Origin of the sequence: Phyllobacterium sp. A18/5-2, assembly GCF_025452215.1 — a bacterium.
Taxonomy (GTDB): Bacteria; Pseudomonadota; Alphaproteobacteria; order Rhizobiales; family Rhizobiaceae; genus Phyllobacterium; species Phyllobacterium sophorae.
This window is the reverse complement of the sequence record NZ_CP104967.1, coordinates 1,294,666-1,315,786: the sequence shown is the minus strand read 5'-3', so window position 1 is coordinate 1,315,786 and position 21,121 is coordinate 1,294,666. Positions and strand designations below refer to the sequence as shown.

Here is a 21,121-nt window from a genome sequence, read left to right as displayed (position 1 = left end):
CAACTACGCCATTGCCTGCTGGCGCTTCGATTTTCGTGACAGGCTCGTCGTTATGCTTTCGCCAAAGTCGCGCTCGGCCTTAACATGCTCGGCAAGACGCAACGCAAGGGCGACAATTGTCAATGTCGGCATGTCGTTGCCGCCGGTCGCGAACACGGAACTGCCGGCAATATGCAAGTTGTGCATATTGTGGACCTTGCAGTTCTGGTCGACTACACCCAGGCGCGGGTCGGCGTGCATCCGCGTTGTTCCCATATGATGATTGCAGCCAATGATCGAAAGCCGCTTTCCAGCGTCCGCCTCCTCCAAATCAATCCGCCCCATGCCAGAATCTTCGATCTGTTCCTTGATCAATCCCAGCATACGCAAATGCGTCCGTTTTTCCAGATCGCCAACCCGCCAGTTCAGGGCTGCCCGGTTGAGTCCCAGCCTGTCACGTTGAGGCGAGAGGGTCACACGGCTCTCGCGATCCGGAACCGGTTCGACAACACTCTCGATCTGGAAATAGTCCGATTTCGCTGCCAGCTTCAGCCTACGATAGAGCAGCGATGCCATCAGGTTGGGGCTGCCACGCGCAACGGTGGCAAATGTTCGCAGCTTAAGGTCCTGATAATGCCGCGAACGAATGGCATTGTAGAGCGCGTGGAAGCGTTCGGTCACTTCGCCGTCCTCGCCTGGCCGGCAGGCGCGGAAATAGCTCCGGCACTGCACGAGTTTCTCGTGGCGCTGCAGGTGTTCGGCCAGCCCGACATGAGCGCTGGCACTGGTGCCATCCACGGCTAGCTTGCGATTGTGATAAGTGTAGCGTGCATCGTAAAAACGGAATGCGGCGGCACTGCCTGACGGGACCATCTGGCCGATGCGAATGCGCGGATGTTCCATGAAATAACGACCGACCACGTCATGCTCGTTGCCAAGCCCACGTTGATCGATCTTGTTGGACAACAGCATAAGGCGGGCATTTTCGATGCCGCCCGCAGCAAGGATCGTGCGTTTCGCTCGTACAAAGAACGTCTTGTGCGCCGAGGTTGCGACGTGGACACCGGTCGCCGTCGCGGCGTCATCGCTGGTGGCAATCTCGATCGCATTGGCGTTGAGCAACACCTTTGTTGTTGCGGCGGCCGCGAGATGTTTATGATAGGCATAGCCAAAGCGCGTCGGCGGGCTGAACTTGCTGACGACGGTCTCAAGAGCGGCTCCATTCAGTTCCAGCAGTTGGGCATGGTGGCCGGAAAGGTGTTCGTGCCAGAACTGGGGCTCAAAGTTATGGTGATTGACCTGAACCAGTTCACTTGCGCGGCGATAAAACGGTTCAACTTCCGTCAGCTTGAACGGCCAGCCGCTATTGGGCACCCAGTCGCGTTCCTCGAAATCAATGCCAATAAACGGGCGTATCCAGCCGCCCCAGCAATTGGAGCTGCCGCCCAACTGCCGCGTTCTGCTGGCTTGAAGATCGTAATCAATACCGACATTATCGCCCTCATAGAGGGATTGCGATGCCGAATTGAAGTGGAGCCCCCGCCTTCAACAACACATGTCTCGATACCCTTGCGCTCAAATTCCAGAGCAAGGGTAATGCCGGCTACCCCGCCTCCGACGATGCAGATTTCCGTATCCAGAATAGAGTCACTTGGAACGCCCCTAGCATCTATAAACATAGTATTAAGACCCCAAAACAATAAACAAATGAATGCGAACGCCAGCCCAGTCGGCATCTTGTGATGCAGAGCAACCTGTCGTGCAAAACGGATTCAATATTGGAGATCACTTCACCCAGAATTAAAAGGTAACATGTCGCCCCCGACTTTCCCTTAGAATACCCGCACGCCATCATAGAGCATGTAGCCGGCATAGGAGAATGCGCCGTGATGGGTAAAGGACGTAGCCCTTTGGTGGATCGCCCCCGTCCTTTGATGGCTGCCGATGCTCCAAAGGTTATCCTTAGCTGACGTCCCAATAGCCGCCCTTAGCGTATGTAAAGGCGGTTTCGCTTGCATGGGATGACGGCTTAGACAATTTCGTCAAACGCCACGCGATCCCTTGGTAAAAGCAGATCAATAACGAAATATTGAAATCAGTGCTTAAACAACGCCCTTTTCAGGTGTTATTCCGGATATGCTTTAACAGTGCGCACTTCGTTCCATTCGACAGATCCAACGAGGATGTCATGATCACCAGACGATGGTTCACTGCAGGATTAGCGGTAACGACGCTTATGCCAGGAACCGCCTTGGGCCAGTCAAAAAAAAGGCCCTTTGAACTGGATCCGAAGTTCGAGCCGCACAGTGTTCCTTATGAAACGGATCTGCCTGCCGGTTCGATAGTGGTGGATCCGAAAAACAGGTTCCTCTACCTCATTGAAAGTCCGTACGGTGCACGCCGCTACGGCATCGGCGTTGGTCGTGCAGGACTTGCATGGTCGGGTAGAGCGGTCGTGGGCCGAAAGGCCGTCTGGCCACGGTGGATCCCTACAGATGACATGATAACCAGGGATCCTGCCAAATACGGGAAATACGCAGTTGGCATGGATGGCGGTCCAGAAAATCCTCTCGGGGCCCGTGCTCTTTACCTGTTTCGCGATAACCGCGATACCTATTACCGTATACATGGAACAAATGAACCATGGACCATCGGAAAGGCAGTATCGAATGGTTGCATCCGAATGATAAATGATCACGTCATTGAGTTGTACGACTACGTCGGTGTCGGTGCGACGGTCGTCGTTTTGGGCTAGCGCACCACGTATTTGATCAAATGTCCGTTGCCGGATGGATTCCTGATGCGTAGTGCATTTCTCGTGCCCAGTCGATGACCTTAAGGCGCGCAGCGCCTTCTATTCCTTTGGCAGGCCTGGTGGTTGCGTGGCATGACGATGCGGGAGAAACCTATACGGCATCAATGTGATGGCCCATCTGTCTTCCTGAACGAGCCAAACGGGCTCACGACGCCCTCGGGATGAGCCCGATGGTTTTGGAAACCGATATGGCGGTAACGCCATCCGGCACCTGGGCAGTTAGTGACCAGCAAGACGTTTCGTTGCCGCATTAATTCCCGAATAGATTACCCAGCCACGCAAGAAAGCCACGCGATCGTCCGCTTGCTTTTCGAACATAGTGGGCTGCCGTCGCAGCGCTGACGGTCGCGCCGAAATGGCAATAACAGATCGTCCGGTGCAGTTGGCGGTCCGTCAATTCGAAGAACCGCTTTGCCTCGCCATAACTGTCATTCGCCAGACCGGCTGCGCGAAAGACGGGATCCGCAAACGCTATCGACATGGGAGAGCCGTCGGCGCGCATGGACGCCCGGGCGATTACCGGTTGGTTCTCCGTCTGAGGCAGCGTCGAAAGCCGCTGACCAGGGTTCTGTTCGAGAAGCGCGGCCCAGCGCTCAAGACGTTGGTTACGCGACATGAGTTTTTCGGGATGGTCTCGATCGACCTCAGCGATTGCCTGCAATTGCGCAAGTGCATGGTGTTTCATTTTGGCCTCCTGTCGATGATGCGACATCAACTACGTGTGGCGAAAAATGTTCCCGCTTCGTCCATACTTGCATAAAAAAATGTTGGAAGTTTCGGGCAAGCGGCCTTTGATCAATAGCGTTAAACGCGCCCACCAGGTCTGGAAACAGTGGACGCTAGCGCTGGATGGGCTCGGCCCCGTGTCGCCCTACCGACGGTGGAGCCAGGTTCATGCGTTCGACCGCCGGCGGCTGGACAAACACTTGTCGGGACGTGGAGGGCAAGGGGGCATTTGTCATACAATGATGCGTCAGAGTACCAGGGCAAATAGGAGGCCGGAATCTGCAAGACCGCATTTTCGGGCTATCTGTTGGGATTCTATCGGGTTAAAGACCTCCGCCGGACGACAGCAGGCACGATTTTATATTGTATGTCATCATACAACATGGTATAGCAGCAAACATTCCGTTGATAGGAAATTGGATTTCTTCGTGAATTGTCGGTCGGACGAGGTCGTGTAGATGGAGGCGAGATGTGAAGATAATTGATGTCAGTGTTCGGCGCTTTAAACATACAACTCATCGACATGCCGACAGCGCCGGCCACGCCCATCCTGGGCCGGCACACAAGGTCGAGCTTGCTTTGCTCACTATCGCCACCGACGACGGAAGTGAGGGCTACTGCTTCTCACCAGCGGAGGTCGTGCGGCCACATGTTGTCGATAAGTTTGTCAAGAAAGTACTCTTTGGTCAGGATCCTTTCGATCGTGAACGCCTCTGGCAGGATCTCGCACAATGGCAACGAGGCAGCGCCGCGCAGCTCACAGATCGCACGCTTGCCATCGTCGATTGCGCCTTGTGGGATTTGGCCGGCAGGAAACTCGCGATTCCAGTTCACAAGCTCATCGGCAGCTATCGCGATAAGGTTCCGGCATACGGATCCATCATGTGCGGCGATGAGCTGGAAGGAGGGCTGGCAACGCCCGAGGATTACGCTCGATCTCGCCGAAAAGCTGGTGAAGCGCGGTTACAAGGGTATCAAGCTGCATACCTGGATGCCACCCGTTTCGTGGGCACCCGACGTCAAAATGGATATCAGGGCGTGCGCCGCAGTGCGCGAGGCCGTCGGTCCGGATATCCATTTGATGCTTGACGCGTTTCACTGGTATTCCCGAACAGAAGCACTTGAACTTGGCCGGGGCCTGGAAAAACTTGGATTTGCGTGGATCGAAGAGGCAATGGATGAGCAAAGCTCCGCCTCGTATACGTGGCTGGCGGCAAATCTCGATATTCCTGTTCTCGGTCCGGAAAGCGCGGGGGGCAAGCACTACAACCGGGCCGAATGGATTACGTCCAATGCGTGCGATATTTTGCGCACCGGGGTACATGACGTGGGTGGCATTTCTCCCGCGCTAAAGACGATGCACCTTGCTGAATCGTTCGGGATGAATTGTGAAGTTCATGGCAACGGCGCACCCAATCTCATCGTCACGGCCGTTTCAAAAAACGTCCGGTGGTATGAGCGCGGTCTCCTGCATCCATTTTTGGAATACGACGATGGGTTCGAATATCTGAATTCACTCGTCGATCCGATGGACGAGCATGGCTTTGTCCATCTCTCCGGCAAACCTGGACTTGGCGAAGACATCAATTTCGATTTCATCAATGACAATCTGGTCGACTGACAACGATTGCACGGCAACGAATAGGAAAACAACAGTGAACTACAATTCAAACAGCCGGTCCGTATATGATCCGCAGGAACTCAAATCCGTTCTTTCGTCTGGATTAATGTCATTTCCGCTGACCGATTTTGATGAACAAGGTGAGTTTGACGCTTCCGGTTATAAATCTCGGCTCGAATGGCTGATGCCATATGGGGCCACAGTTCTCTTCGCAGCTGGGGGAACGGGCGAAGGCTTCTCATTGACTCTGCCTGAGCATGCACAGGTAATTCGCGCCGCCGTCGATACCTGCGGTTCCCATACGCCCATCATTGCCGGTGCGGGGTATAGCACACGAATGGCGATGGAGATGGCGCGTAGTGCCCAGGCGGCGGGCGCTGCGGGAATACTGCTTCTGCCCCACTATCTGACCGAGACCAATCAAGAGGGCCTCGCCGCCCATATTGAAGCCGTGTGCCGGTCGGTAGAAATTGGCGTCATCGTTTATAACCGCAATGTCTGCCGATTGGACGCCGATACGCTCGAACGATTGGTGCAAAGGAATCGCAACCTCATAGGTTTCAAGGACGGAATTGGTGATATTGAGGCCGTTGCCGTCATCCGCAGCAGACTTGGTGATCGGTTGAGCTACCTTGGTGGTCTCCCAACGGCAGAAGTGTATGCAGAGGCATATAATGCGGCCGGCTTTCCTGTCTACTCGTCGGCCGTGTTCAATTTCATACCAAAGACTGCGATGGAGTTTTACGCCGCTGTGCGCAGTGGTGACCGCCCCGTTACGGAGCGGCTGCTGAAGGAGTTCTTCCTGCCCTACATTGGCATCCGCAATCGGGGTGGCGGGTATGCGGTCAGTATCGTCAAAGCCGGCGCGCGCCTTGTCGGAAAATCAGCCGGACCCGTCCGCCCGCCACTTGCAGAGTGCACACAACGGGACCATCAAGATCTGCAGGCGCTGATCGAAAAGCTTGGAGCGCAATAACGCGCGCGAGTCCCGGACGCGCAACTAAGTCCGGGACAGACATGCCGCGTTTGTCGGCTATCGACCGAATACCGAATCCATCCATTGGATGGCAGCGTCTTGCTGGGTCGGACCAAAGACGTGACCCGCTGGCCAAATTCTCGTTTCCAGATGCGCTGCAGCGCTTGCGGCCGTCCAAACGGAGGCAAGTGCAGCAAATGCCGCTTCCACGGTTTCCCCCGGAAAGTGCGGGTCCTGGTCTCCGGCATAAAAAAGTGCATGGCGCGGAGCCACAAGTGCAGCAATATCGGGATAATCAAGTTTTCCGGCAAGCTGTGGATGCAACATGTAATACGCCGATTGCCCGCGCAATAAATTGGCTCCAGGCTGCATCAGCCCGGCCAACTGCCCCATCCAATTGATAGCCACCGAGGCGGAAATTGCTGGGGTGAGAGCAGCCACTTGCCATGCGCGGAAACCTCCAAATGAGAATCCCATGCTCGCCACGAAGCGTTCGTCGACCTCCGGCAATGCGCTCAAATACAGCGCGGCCTGCAAATCTTCGGAAGCCACAATCGCAGCGAGCGACGTTCCAAACTGCATCAGATTTGCTGCCAGAGCCTGCTGCGCGTCATAGCCGTTGCCCTCGCGGCTGCTCCAACCCAAGGCATCGGCACACAAAACGACGTAGCCGCGTTTGACGAGAATATCGCCAAGGTAGCGCTCGCCGTAGCAGCGCTTGATCCATTCTTCTGACGACCGTGCTTTGTCGGGGTCGGAAGTTTGGATTAGCTTTTCTTTGCCGATGTCAAAGCGCGAACCGTGATCGTGCAGCAATAACACCGCGGGGCTCTTGTTCTTGGTGAAAGGCAGGAGAAGAAAGGCTTCGGTTTTCTCTCCGCTGCTGAAGGTGAGCTCCACAAGGCGCGTGTGGTGAGTTTTATGGTCCTGCTGCTCAAGCGTCCGGGATTGTGCAGCGCGTGCATTTCCAACGCCAAGGGCTTCCACAACAAATGCCCGTGTTGTGGACTGCCATTGTGCGAACGATGAAGCTTGCGCATTGAACGACCTGGCAAACCGGACCGTGTCGCGCAATTGTCTCGACAATGCGGACATGTTGTCCTGATCGATCATCTGCGTACCGGGATCGTTTGTTGGAGGCGATCGCGGCTACCACTCAAATGCATTCGCATTGTTGCGCGGGCGCCATCTGTATCGCCCCGGCGGATGGCAAACAGGACCTGACGGTGTTCGGAATTGATGCGTTGAAGATATTCTGAGAGCGTGAACTCCTCGAAACGGTGGCTCTGCAAGCGCGCCCTGGGAATCAATACTTCACCGAGATAGTTGAAAATGTTCACAAAGTGATCATTCCTGCTTGCACGGGCGATCGCCCGGTGAAAATTCAGGTCCGCTTCAATGCTGTCACTGCCAGTCTTGATGGCGTCGGCCATGCTGTCGCAAGCCGACTCGATTGCAACAATGTCACTTTCGTTCCGGCGCTGGGCAGCAAGCGCTGCCGCCTCTGACTCGACCGCAATGCGCAATTCCAGGCCCTTGACAACCTCTTCGAGGACCGAAAGATCCTCCTCCGCGATGCGGAACGCCGGCAAGGGGGTATTTTGCACGACGAAGGCGCCCACGCCCTGTTGTGTTGACACCATTCCCCCTGCGCGCAGATTGGCGATTGCTTCGCGAACGACAGTTCGGCTGACACCGAATTCATCGATCATTTCCTTTTCGGTCGGAAGTCTTGCGCCACGAGCAAATTCGCCCGATTTGATCCGGTCTGCCACCTGCCGGACCAATTGGGCGGTGAGCGTTTCGCGCCTTCTTGTGTTCATTCGATCCTCGTTGGACAAGTCCACCCCCAAATGTACCGGGTGCAAATCCGTTGAGCACTCCTGCTCACGCTACTCGATCATATTCAATGCTCGCGTTGATAAGCTCACGCGCATAGGGGTGTTTTGCACGACCTTCACAAAGCTCGGAACGATTCATGATTTCGACAATGCTGCCCGACTGCATCACGGCCAATCGCTCACACATGTAATCAATCACAGCCAGATCGTGAGACACGAACAAATAGGTCAGTTTTCGTGCACGCCTGATCTCGTTGAGCAGATTAAGTACTTCTGCCTGAACAGACACGTCCAGCGCGGACGTTGGTTCATCGAGCAGCAATACGCTGGGCTCCAGAATTAACGCTCTGGCAATCGCGACACGTTGTCTTTGCCCGCCCGAAAGTTCGTGCGGATAGCGCGTCAGGAATGAACCATTCAAGCCGACGTCAAGGAGCGCTTTCTCCATACGTTCTTGCTGATGGTCAAGCCTGTGAATGCGCAAGGGTTCATGAAGCGCGGTCTTGATGGATTGGCGCGGGTGGAGCGATCCGTATGGATCCTGAAAGACCATTTGCACCACACGACAATAGTCAGCCCCTGGTATCTTTGCGACCGGTTGCCCGGCAATGGTGACTTCGCCTGACCAAAATGTCAGCAAGCGGGCAATGCAACGCAAGATCGTTGACTTTCCCGAGCCGGATCTCGCCCACAAGACCGAATGACTCACCGGACGCAACGGCAAAGCTGACGTCATTGAGTATCTTCTTTTGGGCAGAACCGGTGCCAAGATCGATCGTGAGCCCTTTGACGGTTACATCGCTCATCGTGTTTCCCCCGCGGCAATTTTCGCAAGGCCAGTGTCCCGGCCGAGAACGGGCAGGGGGCCTCGGCTCCCGCCAATATGTGGCTGCGCGGCAAGCAATCCTCGTGTGTAGGGGTGGGAGGCACGCAGGAGATCGCATGCCGCGCACGATTCCACGATCTCGCCCGAGCGCATGATCAGAACCCTGTCGCAGAAGTTGCGCACGAGATTGAGATCATGGCTGATCATGATCAGTCCGATGCCCTTTCTTGTCACAAGCTCATTGAGAATATTGAGCACCTGCATCCGAACAGTTACGTCGAGCGCCGAAGTTGGCTCATCGGCAATGATCAGTTGCGGTTCGGGTATCAGCATCATTGCAATCATGATGCGCTGGCCCATGCCGCCGGATACCTCGTGCGGGTAGAGGTCGTACACCCGTTCTGGATCCCTAATATGAACAGCCTCCAGCATTTCCAACGCCTTACGTCGGGCTTGCTGGTTCGATACACGCGTATGTACGCGGTAAGCCTCCGAGATCTGATTGCCCACACGGTGCACGGGATTGAGTGAAAACTTCGGATCTTGCAGGATCATTGAGATGCGGCGGCCGCGGATCGTCAGCATCTCGCGTTCGCTGGCGTTCACCAGGTCGGTATCTTGAAATTGAAGCCTGTCTGCCGTGATGCGAGCAGAAGGCAGCAGCTTGAGCAACGCCCGGCCGATCGTCGATTTGCCGGAACCTGATTCACCGACAATACCCAGCCTTTCGCGACCGAGAGCAAAAGATACACCCCGCACCGCATCGGAATACCCCTTGTCCTTGCGATAGCTTACGCAAAGGTTGGAAACGTCAAGCAGCTGATCCGTATCATTCATGGACTTCTCCCTAACGCTGTTTGGGGTCGAGAGCATCGCGCAACCCGTCGCCCAGTAGATTGAAGGCAAGACTTACCAACAATATGGCCATGCCCGGAAATGCGACCAGCCACCAGCTGTCAAGCATGTACCGGCGGCCTGTTGCAATCATCGCCCCCCATTCGGGCAATGGCGGTTGCGCGCCCAGACCAAGAAAACCGAGGCCGGCGGCGGTCAGGATAACGGTTGCCATACTCAAAGTTATCCGGACAAGAACCGAAGGGAGGCACATCGGCATGATCGATTTCACGATGATACGTATCGACGAAGCGCCTTGCATGCGCGCGGCCGAAATATAGTCGGCCGACCGAAATGTAAGGGTCTCGGCTCGCGCCAGTCGGGCAATCGGCGGCCAGGAAGTCAAGGCAATTGCGATAATCGCATTTTCCAGCCCCGCGCCTAACGCTGCAACGAAAGCAAGTGATAGAATCAATCCGGGAAACGACAGGAATATATCGGTGATCCGCATCATGACTGTGTCGCACCAGCCGCCGAAATAACCCGCGGTTGTCCCCACCAAAAGACCAACTGGTCCAACAACAATCGATACGATCGTGATGATCGACAGCGTTATTCTGGTGCCATGAACAATGCGGCTGAAGATATCACGCCCCAGCTCGTCCGTACCGAACCAATTGACGGCATCTGGGGCCCGAAGCGCATTGGGCAGGTTGACGAGATTTGGATCGTGGGTTGCAATCCACGGAGAAAAGATTGCGCTTAGAACCAATATGGCAATGACAACGAGGCCGAAGCACGACGACACGTCGCTCGATAGCCGTTTGAAAACGGCGCCCAGTGCTTTCAGCGGTCCAGAAAACCGCGCGGATATACCTGGCGTTGACATGGCTTTGGGATTGTACAGGCTCTTGGTTGTCATCGCGTCCTCGGATCGAACACTTTGTAAAGGAGATCGGAAAGCAAATTCAGGCAGATGAAAATGATGCCGACAATGAGTACGCAGGTCATGACAGCGTTCATGTCGCCGACCAGCATGTTGTTCGTCATGTATTGTCCGAAGCCAGGCCACGAGAACACTGTTTCAATCAGCACAGCTCCCTCAAGCAGGCTTCCATAGGCCAGGGCCACGATAGTCACGAGTTGTACGCGGATATTGGCGAACGCGTGGTACCAAATCGTCCGGCTGTTGGAGAGGCCTTTAACCCTTGCGGTGACCACATACTCCTGGTTCAATTGATCCAGCATGAAGCTGCGCGTCATGCGGGTGATATAGGCCATCGATGAGTAGCCGAGTATGCTTGCAGGCAAAACAAGATGATTGACCGCGTCATGGAAAACGTCCCAGTCCCCCGCTAAAGCGGCGTCAATCAACAGGAATCCGGTCGTCTCTGGAACAAGTCCGATGTTGTAGTCTGACATTCGTCCGCCGCCACCCACAAGGCCAAGCTGCCGCATAAAAGACGATGAGGCCTATCATGCCTATCCAGAAAATGGGCATGGAATGTCCAAGCAAAGTCACAACGCGAATAACGTGGTCTGTCAAACGATTGCGGCGCACCGCCGCGAGGATTCCAAGTGGTATTCCAAGACCGGCACCGCAGATAATTGCGAATGTGGCAAGTTCGATTGTGGCGGGCATGACGTGGGCGATGTCATTGATCACCGATTGGCCGGTGCGGATCGACACGCCGAAATTGCCGGTCAGGATATCGCCGAGATAGCGTAAAAACTGTTCGTAAACAGGTTTATCCATGCCGAGACGTTCCGCGACCATGCGATAAGTCGCAGCGTCTGCTTCCTCGCCAATAATCGCACGAACCGGATCGACCGGCATGAGGCGACCGATACAGAAGGTAAGCACAAGAAGGCCGAACAGCGTCACCAAAATCGTGGCAACTTGGCGTACTCCGGCGTAAACACGTTCGTGAGTCATATGAATGTCTCTTGCGTTAGTATGTCCGGCCGCTGTCACGCCTTGGTCCTGGTGCGGCAGCAGCCGTGATTGAAGTCAGCGCGCCTTCGTGATGGTGCTAAGGTCTGTCGACCAGGACGGATTGAGAGCCAGTCCTTTAATATCCGCGCGCGACGCTACCGAATCGACAACTTCAGAAAACGGCTGGATGGACGGCATCATGTCCGCATAATAGGTCTGTATTTCACCATACCTGGTCGCCTGGCGTTTGGTGTCGGTCTCAATGAGAGCATCGTCGATCATCTTGTTCAGCTTCTCATCGTAAAACGATGTTCGCCAGCCCTGAAAATTGGTCAGTTTGGCATCGTCCGCATTGTTGGGATTATAAGCGATGGCGCGTAGATTGGAGTCAGGATGAGGGAGCTGGCCGCCGCCGCCGCGGCCCACGATCAGTTCGAATTTGCGTTCACGCATTGCGCCGTAAATCTGGTCTCCAGAGCCTGTAATGACCTCAGCCTTGATTCCTCCCTGCGCCAAGCTTGCTTGAATGGCGGTGGCAAGATTGAGAAACGGCGCATCCGATAGGGCACGTAATGTCGTGGCGAATCCTTCAGGATATCCCGCTTCGGCCAGCAGAGCTTTTGCCTTTTCGACATCGAGCTTGTAGCCGGCATCGGGAAGCACCCCAAGAAGGCCCGTCTGAATGGGGCGATCGTGCGGCTTGCCAAAGAAGGGAAGAACGGTCGCGTTCAAGCCTTCATAATCAATGAGATAGCGCAGCGCCTCGCGCACTTTCGGCTTGCTGAATTTTTCGTCCTTCATCGACACGGCAAGATAGTAAAATCCACTGCCAGGGATCGATTGTACGACAACTTCCTTGTTGGACTGCAGGGCGGTTAAATCCGCCGCAGACATTGAAAACGCGATGTCGATGTCACCTTTTTCCAGCATCAAGCGCTGGCTTTGTGATTCAGGCAGGTGGCGCATGATAATGCGGCGCATGCCGGCTTCTTTGCCCCAGTGAGCGTCATTGCGGTTCAACAGCACCCGCTCATTGGATTTCCAATCCTGCAGGACAAACGGTCCCGATCCAGCAGAATGCGTGGTTAACCACGCGCTTCCCATGTCGCCATTTGTTTCATTTGCCAGGACCGTCTTGCTGTCGAGGACCGAGCCCGGTCCGACAATGCCCAGCGTCAACACGATAATCTGCGGATCTACCTTCTTGGGAAGCGTGACGACAATCGTTGAGGGATCAGGGGCGGTGAAGCTTGCGTCCGCGTTGGCGGCTGAAAATCCATGGGTCTTCAGGAAGGATGCCTGGGCCAGATTCAGCTTCATCAGCCGTTTGAATGACCATACGACATCTTCGGCCGTTACGGGATTGCCCGAGGCAAATTTGGCACCGGCGCGCATTTTGAACGTTATTTTTGAACTGTCCTCGCTGATTGTCCAGCTTTCGGCAAGTTGAGGATTGGCCTGCGAACGGTTCACCGGATCGAGCGAAACCAATCCCTCGTAAATGTTGGCAAGAACTTGGACAGTCTCTTTGCCCGTGATTGCTGCTGGATCAAGCGTCAGGATATTCGACATGGAAAAACCAACCACAAGCTGGTTGGGCGGTGTCTCGGCAAGTGAGGGCGTTGCAAACGCAACTGTACCAAGCATTGCGGCCGCTAAAGCCTTTGTAAGGACATTCATAAATGGAGCTCCTCCTCCCGCGGCCTCAAAAATTGCTGGCCATATCGTGAATGATTGAAAAGTTGCCTCCTGCAACTTGATTTCAAACATATGACATCTTACAAGTGGTGTCAAATCTATCAAGAATTGCGAAGCTAGGTGCGGCGTTCGTTTTGAACCGTCATGGCTGATTATGTAGATATATCAGAGTGTTGTGTGAACAATTGAACAAAGGGCGCCGCGTAGTAGGATGTATGAAATGATGGGGATCGGATCTTGCACTAACGGTCATAACTGGCCGATAATGAATTTGGTCGGGGCGAAATGACCTCTGTGAAAGGAAAGATAGTATGACTGGAACGTTTTTCACGTCGCGCTTTGCGGTGTCCCCCGCGGAAGCATCGAAATTCGGAACAAGTGAGCTTCGCGCCAATTTTCTTGTGACGGACTTATTTAGTCCCGATCAGATAAATCTGACTTACGCGCACTATGATCGGATGATAATTGGTGGTGCCAATCCGGTCACGCAGGAACTGAAGCTCGAAACGATCAAGCCGACAGGGACAGCCAAATTTTTGGATCGGCGCGAGCTGATTGTGGTCAATATCGGCAAGGCCGGCACTGTCACTGTCGACGGGCAGCGCTTTGAACTTGGTCACCGGGACATGATCTATGTCGGAATGGGGGCCGTCGATGTGCGGTTTACATCCGTGTCGCAGGAAGAAGCCGCTTGCTTTTACCTTATCAGCGCGCCAGCTCACCAAGTTCATCCAACGAAATGCATTGGTATCAATGATGCGAAAAGGGTGGATCTGGGATCACAGGCGACTTCAAACCAGCGATCAATCTTTCAATTCATCCATCCAGAAGGCGCAAAGACATGCCAGCTGGTCGTGGGGATGACCACACTCGCACAAGGGTCCGTTTGGAACACCATGCCCGCGCACGTACACGACCGCCGGTCGGAAGCGTATCTCTATTTCGGCCTGGCGGATGATGCGCGTGTCGTGCATTTGATGGGCGAGCCCCAAGAAACACGCCACCTCATTGTCGCCGACAGGCAAGCAGTATTGTCACCCGGCTGGTCAATCCATTCCGGCTCCGGTACGTCCAACTACACTTTTATCTGGGCGATGGCCGGGGACAATGTGGATTACACCGATGTTGATCCCGTTGCAGTTGGAGAACTCGCATGACGGAGCTCAGTTCCTTCAGTCTTGAAGGCAAGACCATTGTGGTGACCGGGGCAAATACCGGGATCGGCCAGGGTATTGCAGTCTCAGTGTCGCGAGCAGGTGGATCCGTTGTTGGTGTCGGACGATCAGACATGAGTGAAACTGCCCGCATGGTTGAGACGACCGGGGGCAAATTCACGCAAGTCCTTTGCGATCTCCGTGATGTGGAACAAGCGATCCGTGTCGTCGAGGAAATCTGGCAGGAATTGGGGGCAATTGACGGGCTTGTCAACAATGCGGGGATTATCCGGCGCGCGGACGCGCTTGACTTCAGCCTTGAGGATTGGGACGAGGTCATGGATGTCAATCTACGATCCGTTTTCTTCATGTCTCAGGCCCTTGCCAAGAATATCGTCGCACAAGGCAGGCGCGGCAAGATTGTCAATATCGCCTCGATGCTGAGTTTTCAGGGTGGCATACGGGTGGCCTCCTATACTGCCTCCAAATCAGGTCTTGTCGGCATCACGCGCTTGCTGGCGTGCGAGTGGGCGGCGAAAGGCATTAACGTCAACGCGATTGCGCCTGGATATATCGTCAGCGCCAATACGCAAGCGCTTCGCAGCGATCCTCAACGCAATGAAGCAATTCTTTCCCGCATACCGGCCGGACGATGGGGCGACCCTCATGATATCGGGGATGCTGCCGTGTTCTTGTTGGCCAAGGCCTCACATTACATGCATGGCGCAGTCGTTCCAGTCGATGGCGGCTGGCTGGCAAGATAGGAGAAGCAAAAAATGTCAAATACCAAATTATTCGCGCAGCCAGATGAAGTGGCCTGGACAGTCCTCGACAACGGCAACCGCCGCCGCGTTGTTGTCTACACTGATGAATTGATGCAGGTCGAATTTGACTTCGAAGCAGGCGCAATCGGTGCAATGCATTCGCACCCGCATGTGCAAGCAAGCTACGTTGCCGAAGGTCGCTTTGAGGTGACGATAGACGGCAAGTCAGCGGTTATTGGCAAGGGCGGGAGTTTTATCGTCCCGTCCGGTGCGCTGCATGGGGTCAAAGCACTGGAAAAAGGCCGCTTGGTTGACACCTTCACACCGCTCCGTTCGGATTTCCTTGGCGCATGACCTCGTTTTTGCAGAGAGCCAGCGCAAGATCGTTTCCGCCACCTCCAAAACTCTGCGGGGGCCAGGACGCGAATGGTATGATCGACGCGGGACCGGCGGGCAATAATATCTCTGGCTCGCCGTCCTGCCTGGCAGATAGGCGTACTTTTACTGTGCGTCGCGCAGCGGTCGCGGCTCGCCATAGCGTGCGCAGTTCATCGTGGCAAAAACCGAATTGCGGCCTGCCAGAAGCGGTCAACCCCTCGGCGGTCAGTTCGGCCTATCCTGCCGCACATCCTTTGACCTTTGTCACAACTTCATCTCGCTACGGATCCGTGCGCAGGTTTCCGACCGGCGAAGTGCATACTGATCGTGACTATTTGCCTGCAACTTCGAAATATCGTCGATGGCACCCTGCTGGTTGTTCCAGCCGATGATCCAGTTGCCTTCAAAATTTTGGTCGGCAGCATATGCGCTGCGCGCTCGTTCCTTGTAGGCGTCAATCAATTTAGCGTCGATCTGACAGATATCGGCGGCAATTCGGGCGACTCCGCCAGAAACCTGTGCACCGGTCATCGCGGTCTGCCTGATCTGATCTGCCGATTGGGCATACGTCTCAACCGTCGATACGCAAAGGATTCCTATGGCGACAAGTCCGGCGATTTTCATGGAGACGTTTCCTCTTGGCAACTGATAGCGTATGTGAAGCGGGTCGCCGGTAATGGTCAATATTTGGGCAAACCTGCGGTGCGAAGTTGGCGAGATACGATTTAGAACCTCTTTGGCGGCACGACAAGCCGATGATGCGATTGTCGTTAGCGCCAGCCGCCCAAGTATACGCTCGGACGCTCTCTTCTTCCGGCTGTCATTGGCCGCGGCCATTTCTCGGAAGTCCTGAAGTTACGCCGCCAATTGCGTCGCGAGCGGTTCCTGCAGCCGACAAGAAAGCCAATGGTTTTGCAGGACAGGTGAAATACGACCCGCCGCCCAGATTCTACGATGATCGGAGCGTTGGTCGCAGAGGTGGGTAACCCAGCAATCGCGATATCTGGATCGCAGCATCGACAATCATATCCAGCGGTCGAGTTGAGCAGCCTCATCCGGACAGCTGCAGCAGCAATATTGAGAGCGGCGAGCACACTTTTATCTGCAGCAAAACGGGTGCGGTCAGGCAACAAGATCTTCGCTGATCTCTCCTCTGCTAATCACGCAGCCTTCGCTACGGACGGGCGCTGACCAGCAACGCGCACCGCTCCGATTGTTGCCGGAAGGTGCGCGCTGTGACGTCAGGTTTTTGGACGTTAGTTACCAGGCCTGTTGGGTCGGCAAAACGAATAGTTCGGCGACATTCACGTGTTGGGGGGCATTGAGGGCGAACAAGATCGTCTCGGCAATGTCAGCTGCCTTTAGAAATTCCATCTGGTCTTTAAGTCCCTCCATCTGGTCCGCATAGTCCTTGTCCGAGATATGTTCAAAGAGTTCCGGCTCAACCGCGCCGGGCTGGATGCAGGTCACGCGGATGTTGTGTTTGGGCGCAAGTTCCATGCGCAAACCGTCACCAAACGCGGCGACTGCATGCTTTGTCGCGCAGTATACCGACAGGCCTTTGAACACCTTGCGGCCGGCAATAGACGATGTATTGATGAGGTGACCGGAAGCCTGTCGTGTCATATAGGGCAACGCAGCAGCCGTCGTAGTCAACAAGCCTGTGAGATTCAGGTCGACCATACGATGCCATTCGTCTGTCTTGAGGCTTTCCACGTCCGAAACTGGCATCAACCCGCATTGTTGAAGACGATGTCAATGGTGCCGAATTCCCTTGCCAGTTTATCGACGCCGGCGGCGACGGAGGATTCATCCACCACATCCATTTCGATGGCGATGGCTGCGCCGCCCGCTGCATGGATCTGATTTGCAGGTCCATTAGTCGATCGATGCGGCGCGCCGCCAACCCGACCTTGACGCCGTTTTCCGCGAGCTTGAGTGCAGTTGCTGCGCCAATGCCGCTGGATGCCCCGGTGACAAGTGCGACTTGTCCTTTGATAGTCATGACAATCTCCTATGTGCTTCTGCCACCCCCAGCGTTGTCGGGGCAGTGGCTTGCTGTTGACGAGACAACGTCAGGAAGATCGGCACGGCCGTCGCTATGACTCTTGCTCGAGCTGTCGGACTTTTGCTCAAAATGGGCGCGGGATGACCCGCGGGCTCGCTGGCCGCGATAATCCGTGGGCGAGACGCCTCCTGCGCGGCGAAATACCTGCGCGAAATGGCTGGGGCTGGAGTAACCAACATCGAGTCATTGGTGGGGTCGGGGCGAGGGATTGCGAAAGAAGCGCGGCATTTCACTCCTTCAGCGCAAACACCGTGCACGGCGACGCGATGCCGCGCAGCGTGTGTTGGCCCAGTGCGGTCAGTGGCTGCGTCGTTTCCGCTGCAAAGGCGCCCGAGAGCAAAGCTGTGTGGCCAAGCGGCCGGCAAAGGCCCTCCAACCGGCTCACCAGGTTCACCGCGGGGCCGATTGCGGTAAAATCGAGCCGGTCCGCTGTGCCGATGTTCCCCCACAGCATTTCGCCGAGATGCAGCGCCGTGCCGAACAACAGAGGCGGCACGGCTTGCGCAGCGCGAGCGCGATTGAGGTGATCCATCCCGGCGCGTGCGGCGACAACGGCGCGTAGCGCTGCTTCGCATGCGGCGGCAGCATCACGCTCGCCCATTGGAAAGATCGCCAGCACGCCATCGCCAATGAATTTTAGAACCTCGCCGCCGAAGGCATGGACAGCACCGGCGATGCGGTCAAACCAGGCGTCGAGGGCGGCAATCACCTCCTTCGGCTCGGTCGACTCCGACAACTCGGTGAAGCCACGAAGGTCGGCGAAAAGCAGGGCTGCCTTTATGGTCTCACCGGGCTCGCGCCGCAAACGGCCGGCCAGCACCTGTGCCGCGCTGCGCCGGCCAAGGTAGGCCGTCAGCAGCGCCGCCAGCGTCGAGCGCGCGGCCAGCAAGGCAAGTGGCGCAGCGGCAAAGCGCGCAACCTCTCGCAGCAGCTCCGATTCGAACCCGCTGAACGGCCGGGTTGAGGTCCAGCCAAGCACGGCACCATTTGCCGGGCTGCCGACTATATCCTCCTGCACAAGACCGCTACCGAGGCCAGTCAGCCAGTTACCAGCGATATCCGCATGTTCGGGATCGGCAGGCTTGGCCAAACCCAGCGCCTCAATCACCCTTCCCGTGTCGGCGCGCCATAGCCAGGTCCGCCGCTCGATGAGTGGGTGGGGGGCGGCTTGGGTAAGAGCGCCACCGGCCAGCGGCACACCGTCGGCCATAAGCCGTGCAGCGAGCGCTGTCAGGAAAGCTTGTCGCCGTCCGGAACATCGGTCGCCTCGTCGATCAGGAAGGAAAGAACAGATGGCAGTTGCATACGCGTCATCATGCAGCGATGCCCGCAAGCTGTCACGATTTTTTGTTTCTTGCGCGATATCTCGATTGGCTTAGATTGCCCCAAGGCCGGTACGACAGTGCCTTAGCTGGGAGGAAGTCCATGACCGAGACATATCGCAGTGAGATCGAGATCGCAGCCCCGCAGGCAACGGTCTTCGCCTTCCTCACCGATCCCGACAAGATCCTGCGCTGGATGGGTACGAAGGCGACGGTTGAGCCGTATCCCGGGGGCATCTATCTCCTCAGCATGAATGACACACAAACGGCCCGCGGGCAGTTCACGGAGGTGATCCCGGTCCACCGCCTGGCCTACAGTTTCGGCTGGGAAGGGCACGAGAATGTGCCGCCGGGGTCGGGCCTGATCGAAATCGACCTTGTCGAGAAGGATGGGGGCACCTTGGTGCGCTTTACCCATGCCGGGTTGCCCGACGAGCAGGAACGCGCCAACCACGAGAAGGGTTGGAACCACTATTTGCGCCGGCTGGCCGTCGCCGCGGCGGGAGGCGACCCGGGACCGGATAGACCTGTCGATGCGAAGGCCCGACGATAATCGCAAGCCGATAGAGATTTCGACCGGCGGCGGGCGAGCGATTGCTCGGTTTCGCCGAACGGGGCGCCCGAGTGCTTCAATACTGTGGTACCTTGGGTGCCAGTTCAAAAGACGTACAACCGCTGGACCGGCGTTGTGCGAACGTGCAGGCGAACAAGATCGCCCAGTTGTCGTCCTCCCCTGAAAAGCTTTTATTCAGTCAGGGCCGGAGCTTGAGGCAAGCCGCGTTTCTCAAAGCTTCCTAACGGCGTCAGCTTTGCTCCAATTATTTCACATACTGAATCCCTCGCTTGCAAAAAAGGAACCTTCTTTCACCATGCATTTTCATTGCGTATTCCCTTGGTTAAGAGTTAAAATACAGGAGTGGAAACACCGTTATTCTGACGCCCTCCCTGTCAGCTGTTGGGAGGGCTTTCTTTTTGCGCATGCGTGGCCAGCCAACCCACGCCCATAAGCAGTTGGCCTGGCCGCGAGAGCCAAAATTCCATGGATGAAGCGGGGGAGCGCGGGTGAACTGTGCTTGGCGGCTGGACAGGTTGGAATTCAAAATGTCGCCTTGCTAGGCGCGCGTCGTGAGTATGCGCAAGGCGCCGACATCTTTCCTGCTTTTTGATTTGACTGGACATGGCGACGGGAGGACAGTTTAGCAGTTTGGTGTTAGAATCCAGCAAGAGGCTCGGCCTGCTTCCCGAGCCCCGAGCCTCTTTTCGTTGCAAACTGCCGGGGTGAGATTGACGAGGACAAATAAAGGTTTGGCGTGGATGCAATCTCTGAACGCTTACATCAATTGTAAGATTTGCGCGCGCTGGCATCGTTCAGAAACAAAGGCTTGCTCCAATGACTGCTCAGCCCAAGAGTATTTCTGAGGAGGGGAGCGTTAAGATGTTTCGATCGAACGGTCATTTTCAAAAGGCAAAAAATGTCCCTTTTGGCAGTATTGTTATCGCTAAACGGCACGGGGTTTCTTTTCCAGGTCTGGTCTTCGGTTGGGGCGAGGCAGACAATGAAGACATGTACATTCTCAACCTCGATGATCCCGCATCCAAGGCGTTCTCGCCACCATCAAATGACCCCGTATTTGAGCTAGAGAATTGCAGGTTCGTTGCCTACGGTGAGCCATCAACAGTAGAATTCGTGGCCGCAACGAATGGCCACGCGGGCTGGATAGGTGTGGGTGCCGGATCGAATTTCTTGCTGATGCATCATGAGCCCACCCCCATGGCAGTGAATATCGATACTGGTCTTGTTCAAATTGGCGCTCCACTGAACATTCAGGGATTTTTAACCGGATGGAACGTTGTTCAACTGATTGGAACGACGGAACACAGCATTGCCGCGTTCCGCTATTAACCCATTGATCAAAGTTAAGGTCTCCGCTTCAGGTGTGGGAAACGAATGCCGGAAATGGCACCGCTCCTGGCGTGGAATTTTCTTCTAACCATTCCAACTATTTATTCGGTCGCATCGTGATACAGCCTGTCGATCGCACTGTCTTGGCGATCACTTCCGGACAATCGCCTCCGAAACATCATGCCGAATGCAATTGCTGCACCAAGGACGGCCGGCACGCCAACGAGGGCCAGAACCCAAAGATATTCGCTCATTGTCGTTGCCTCCTATTTTGGAGATA

General features: G+C 55.6%; 18 protein-coding genes and 5 pseudogenes. 8 read left to right on the top strand and 15 right to left on the bottom strand.

Features of this window, described 5'->3' with window-relative positions; all coding sequences use genetic code 11:
- Positions 1-3 precede the first annotated feature (3 nt).
- Both N8E89_RS25030 and N8E89_RS29585 read right to left on the bottom strand, forming a co-directional pair.
- Entirely contained in the window at positions 4-1,428 is a 1,425-nt protein-coding gene (locus tag N8E89_RS25030) for a GMC oxidoreductase (protein WP_262262495.1), read from the bottom strand.
- Positions 1,323-1,658 carry an FAD-dependent monooxygenase gene (locus tag N8E89_RS29585; RefSeq protein ID WP_410010465.1) on the bottom strand — a complete coding sequence of 112 codons (336 nt, stop codon included), beginning with the start codon at positions 1,656-1,658 and terminating at the stop codon, positions 1,323-1,325. Before N8E89_RS29585 ends, N8E89_RS25030 begins: the two co-directional genes overlap by 106 nt.
- A gap of 509 nt (positions 1,659-2,167) precedes the next feature.
- On the opposite strand from N8E89_RS29585, the gene N8E89_RS25025 reads away from it, so the two are divergent.
- Entirely contained in the window at positions 2,168-2,734 is a 567-nt protein-coding gene (locus N8E89_RS25025; protein ID WP_262262494.1) for a L,D-transpeptidase, read from the top strand.
- 310 nt (positions 2,735-3,044) lie between these two features.
- On the opposite strand, the gene N8E89_RS25020 is transcribed toward N8E89_RS25025, so the two are convergent.
- On the bottom strand, positions 3,045-3,479 hold the full coding sequence (locus N8E89_RS25020) for a hypothetical protein (RefSeq protein ID WP_262262493.1): 435 nt from the start codon (positions 3,477-3,479) through the stop codon (positions 3,045-3,047).
- Between the two features lie 512 nt (positions 3,480-3,991).
- On the opposite strand from N8E89_RS25020, the pseudogene N8E89_RS25015 reads away from it, so the two are divergent.
- A pseudogene (locus N8E89_RS25015) lies at positions 3,992-5,141 on the top strand (mandelate racemase family protein).
- A gap of 106 nt (positions 5,142-5,247) precedes the next feature.
- Positions 5,248-6,117, top strand: coding sequence for a 5-dehydro-4-deoxyglucarate dehydratase (gene kdgD / locus N8E89_RS25010; RefSeq protein WP_262263325.1), 870 nt, complete (start codon positions 5,248-5,250; stop codon positions 6,115-6,117).
- Positions 6,118-6,174: 57 nt separating this feature from the next.
- Here the strand turns inward: kdgD and N8E89_RS25005 are convergent, their stop codons facing one another.
- From N8E89_RS25005 to N8E89_RS24975, 7 genes and pseudogenes are all read right to left on the bottom strand, one after another.
- The gene (locus N8E89_RS25005) at positions 6,175-7,230 is read right to left on the bottom strand and encodes a dienelactone hydrolase family protein (RefSeq protein WP_262262492.1); all 1,056 of its coding nucleotides are present in this window, start codon (positions 7,228-7,230) and stop codon (positions 6,175-6,177) included.
- Positions 7,227-7,940 (bottom strand): FadR/GntR family transcriptional regulator, encoded by a 714-nt coding sequence (locus N8E89_RS25000; protein WP_262262491.1) that lies wholly within the window; start codon positions 7,938-7,940, stop codon positions 7,227-7,229. The genes N8E89_RS25005 and N8E89_RS25000 overlap by 4 nt, the downstream gene beginning before the upstream one ends.
- 64 nt (positions 7,941-8,004) lie before the next feature.
- A pseudogene (locus N8E89_RS24995) lies at positions 8,005-8,764 on the bottom strand (ABC transporter ATP-binding protein).
- On the bottom strand, positions 8,761-9,621 hold the full coding sequence (locus tag N8E89_RS24990; protein ID WP_262262490.1) for an ABC transporter ATP-binding protein: 861 nt from the start codon (positions 9,619-9,621) through the stop codon (positions 8,761-8,763). The pseudogene N8E89_RS24995 and the gene N8E89_RS24990 overlap by 4 nt, the downstream one beginning before the upstream one ends.
- A gap of 10 nt (positions 9,622-9,631) precedes the next feature.
- The gene (locus N8E89_RS24985; RefSeq protein WP_410010417.1) at positions 9,632-10,540 is read right to left on the bottom strand and encodes an ABC transporter permease; all 909 of its coding nucleotides are present in this window, start codon (positions 10,538-10,540) and stop codon (positions 9,632-9,634) included.
- Positions 10,537-11,554: pseudogene (locus N8E89_RS24980) on the bottom strand (ABC transporter permease). Before N8E89_RS24980 ends, N8E89_RS24985 begins: the two are co-directional and overlap by 4 nt.
- Positions 11,555-11,629: 75 nt before the next feature.
- Positions 11,630-13,234: an ABC transporter substrate-binding protein gene (locus N8E89_RS24975; RefSeq protein ID WP_262262489.1), complete on the bottom strand. Its 1,605-nt coding sequence runs from the start codon at positions 13,232-13,234 to the stop codon at positions 11,630-11,632.
- A 329-nt stretch (positions 13,235-13,563) separates the two neighbouring features.
- Here N8E89_RS24975 and kduI point away from each other — a divergent pair, with 329 nt between their 5' ends.
- From kduI to N8E89_RS24960, 3 genes are read left to right on the top strand one after another with little or no spacing between them, the layout of a single operon-like run.
- A complete protein-coding gene (kduI, locus tag N8E89_RS24970) occupies positions 13,564-14,409 on the top strand; it encodes a 5-dehydro-4-deoxy-D-glucuronate isomerase (protein WP_262262488.1) in 846 nt (281 codons plus the stop codon).
- Positions 14,406-15,170 (top strand): 2-dehydro-3-deoxy-D-gluconate 5-dehydrogenase KduD, encoded by a 765-nt coding sequence (gene kduD, locus N8E89_RS24965; RefSeq protein ID WP_262262487.1) that lies wholly within the window; start codon positions 14,406-14,408, stop codon positions 15,168-15,170. Before kduI ends, kduD begins: the two co-directional genes overlap by 4 nt.
- Positions 15,171-15,182: 12 nt before the next feature.
- Entirely contained in the window at positions 15,183-15,524 is a 342-nt protein-coding gene (locus N8E89_RS24960) for a cupin domain-containing protein (RefSeq protein ID WP_262262486.1), read from the top strand.
- A gap of 288 nt (positions 15,525-15,812) precedes the next feature.
- Here N8E89_RS24960 and N8E89_RS24955 read toward each other — a convergent pair whose 3' ends face one another.
- The 4 genes and pseudogenes from N8E89_RS24955 to N8E89_RS24940 all read right to left on the bottom strand — a co-directional run bounded on the left by N8E89_RS24955 (position 15,813) and on the right by N8E89_RS24940 (position 18,826).
- Positions 15,813-16,172, bottom strand: coding sequence for a hypothetical protein (locus tag N8E89_RS24955; RefSeq protein ID WP_262262485.1), 360 nt, complete (start codon positions 16,170-16,172; stop codon positions 15,813-15,815).
- Positions 16,173-16,808: 636 nt separating this feature from the next.
- Positions 16,809-17,553 (bottom strand): annotated as a pseudogene (locus tag N8E89_RS24950) (SDR family oxidoreductase).
- Between the two features lie 165 nt (positions 17,554-17,718).
- Positions 17,719-17,799: pseudogene (locus tag N8E89_RS24945) on the bottom strand (AraC family transcriptional regulator); the annotation flags it as partial.
- A 46-nt stretch (positions 17,800-17,845) separates the two neighbouring features.
- The gene (locus tag N8E89_RS24940; RefSeq protein ID WP_410010416.1) at positions 17,846-18,826 is read right to left on the bottom strand and encodes an adenylate/guanylate cyclase domain-containing protein; all 981 of its coding nucleotides are present in this window, start codon (positions 18,824-18,826) and stop codon (positions 17,846-17,848) included.
- Between the two features lie 215 nt (positions 18,827-19,041).
- Between N8E89_RS24940 and N8E89_RS24935 the strand changes: the two genes are divergently transcribed.
- Both N8E89_RS24935 and N8E89_RS24930 read left to right on the top strand, forming a co-directional pair.
- Positions 19,042-19,491, top strand: coding sequence for an SRPBCC family protein (locus N8E89_RS24935; RefSeq protein WP_262262484.1), 450 nt, complete (start codon positions 19,042-19,044; stop codon positions 19,489-19,491).
- 882 nt (positions 19,492-20,373) lie between these two features.
- Positions 20,374-20,841, top strand: a complete 468-nt coding sequence (locus tag N8E89_RS24930) for a hypothetical protein (protein ID WP_262262483.1) — start codon at positions 20,374-20,376, stop codon at positions 20,839-20,841.
- Positions 20,842-20,942: 101 nt separating this feature from the next.
- Here N8E89_RS24930 and N8E89_RS24925 read toward each other — a convergent pair whose 3' ends face one another.
- The gene (locus N8E89_RS24925; RefSeq protein WP_262262482.1) at positions 20,943-21,095 is read right to left on the bottom strand and encodes a hypothetical protein; all 153 of its coding nucleotides are present in this window, start codon (positions 21,093-21,095) and stop codon (positions 20,943-20,945) included.
- Between the last annotated feature and the right edge of the window lie 26 nt (positions 21,096-21,121).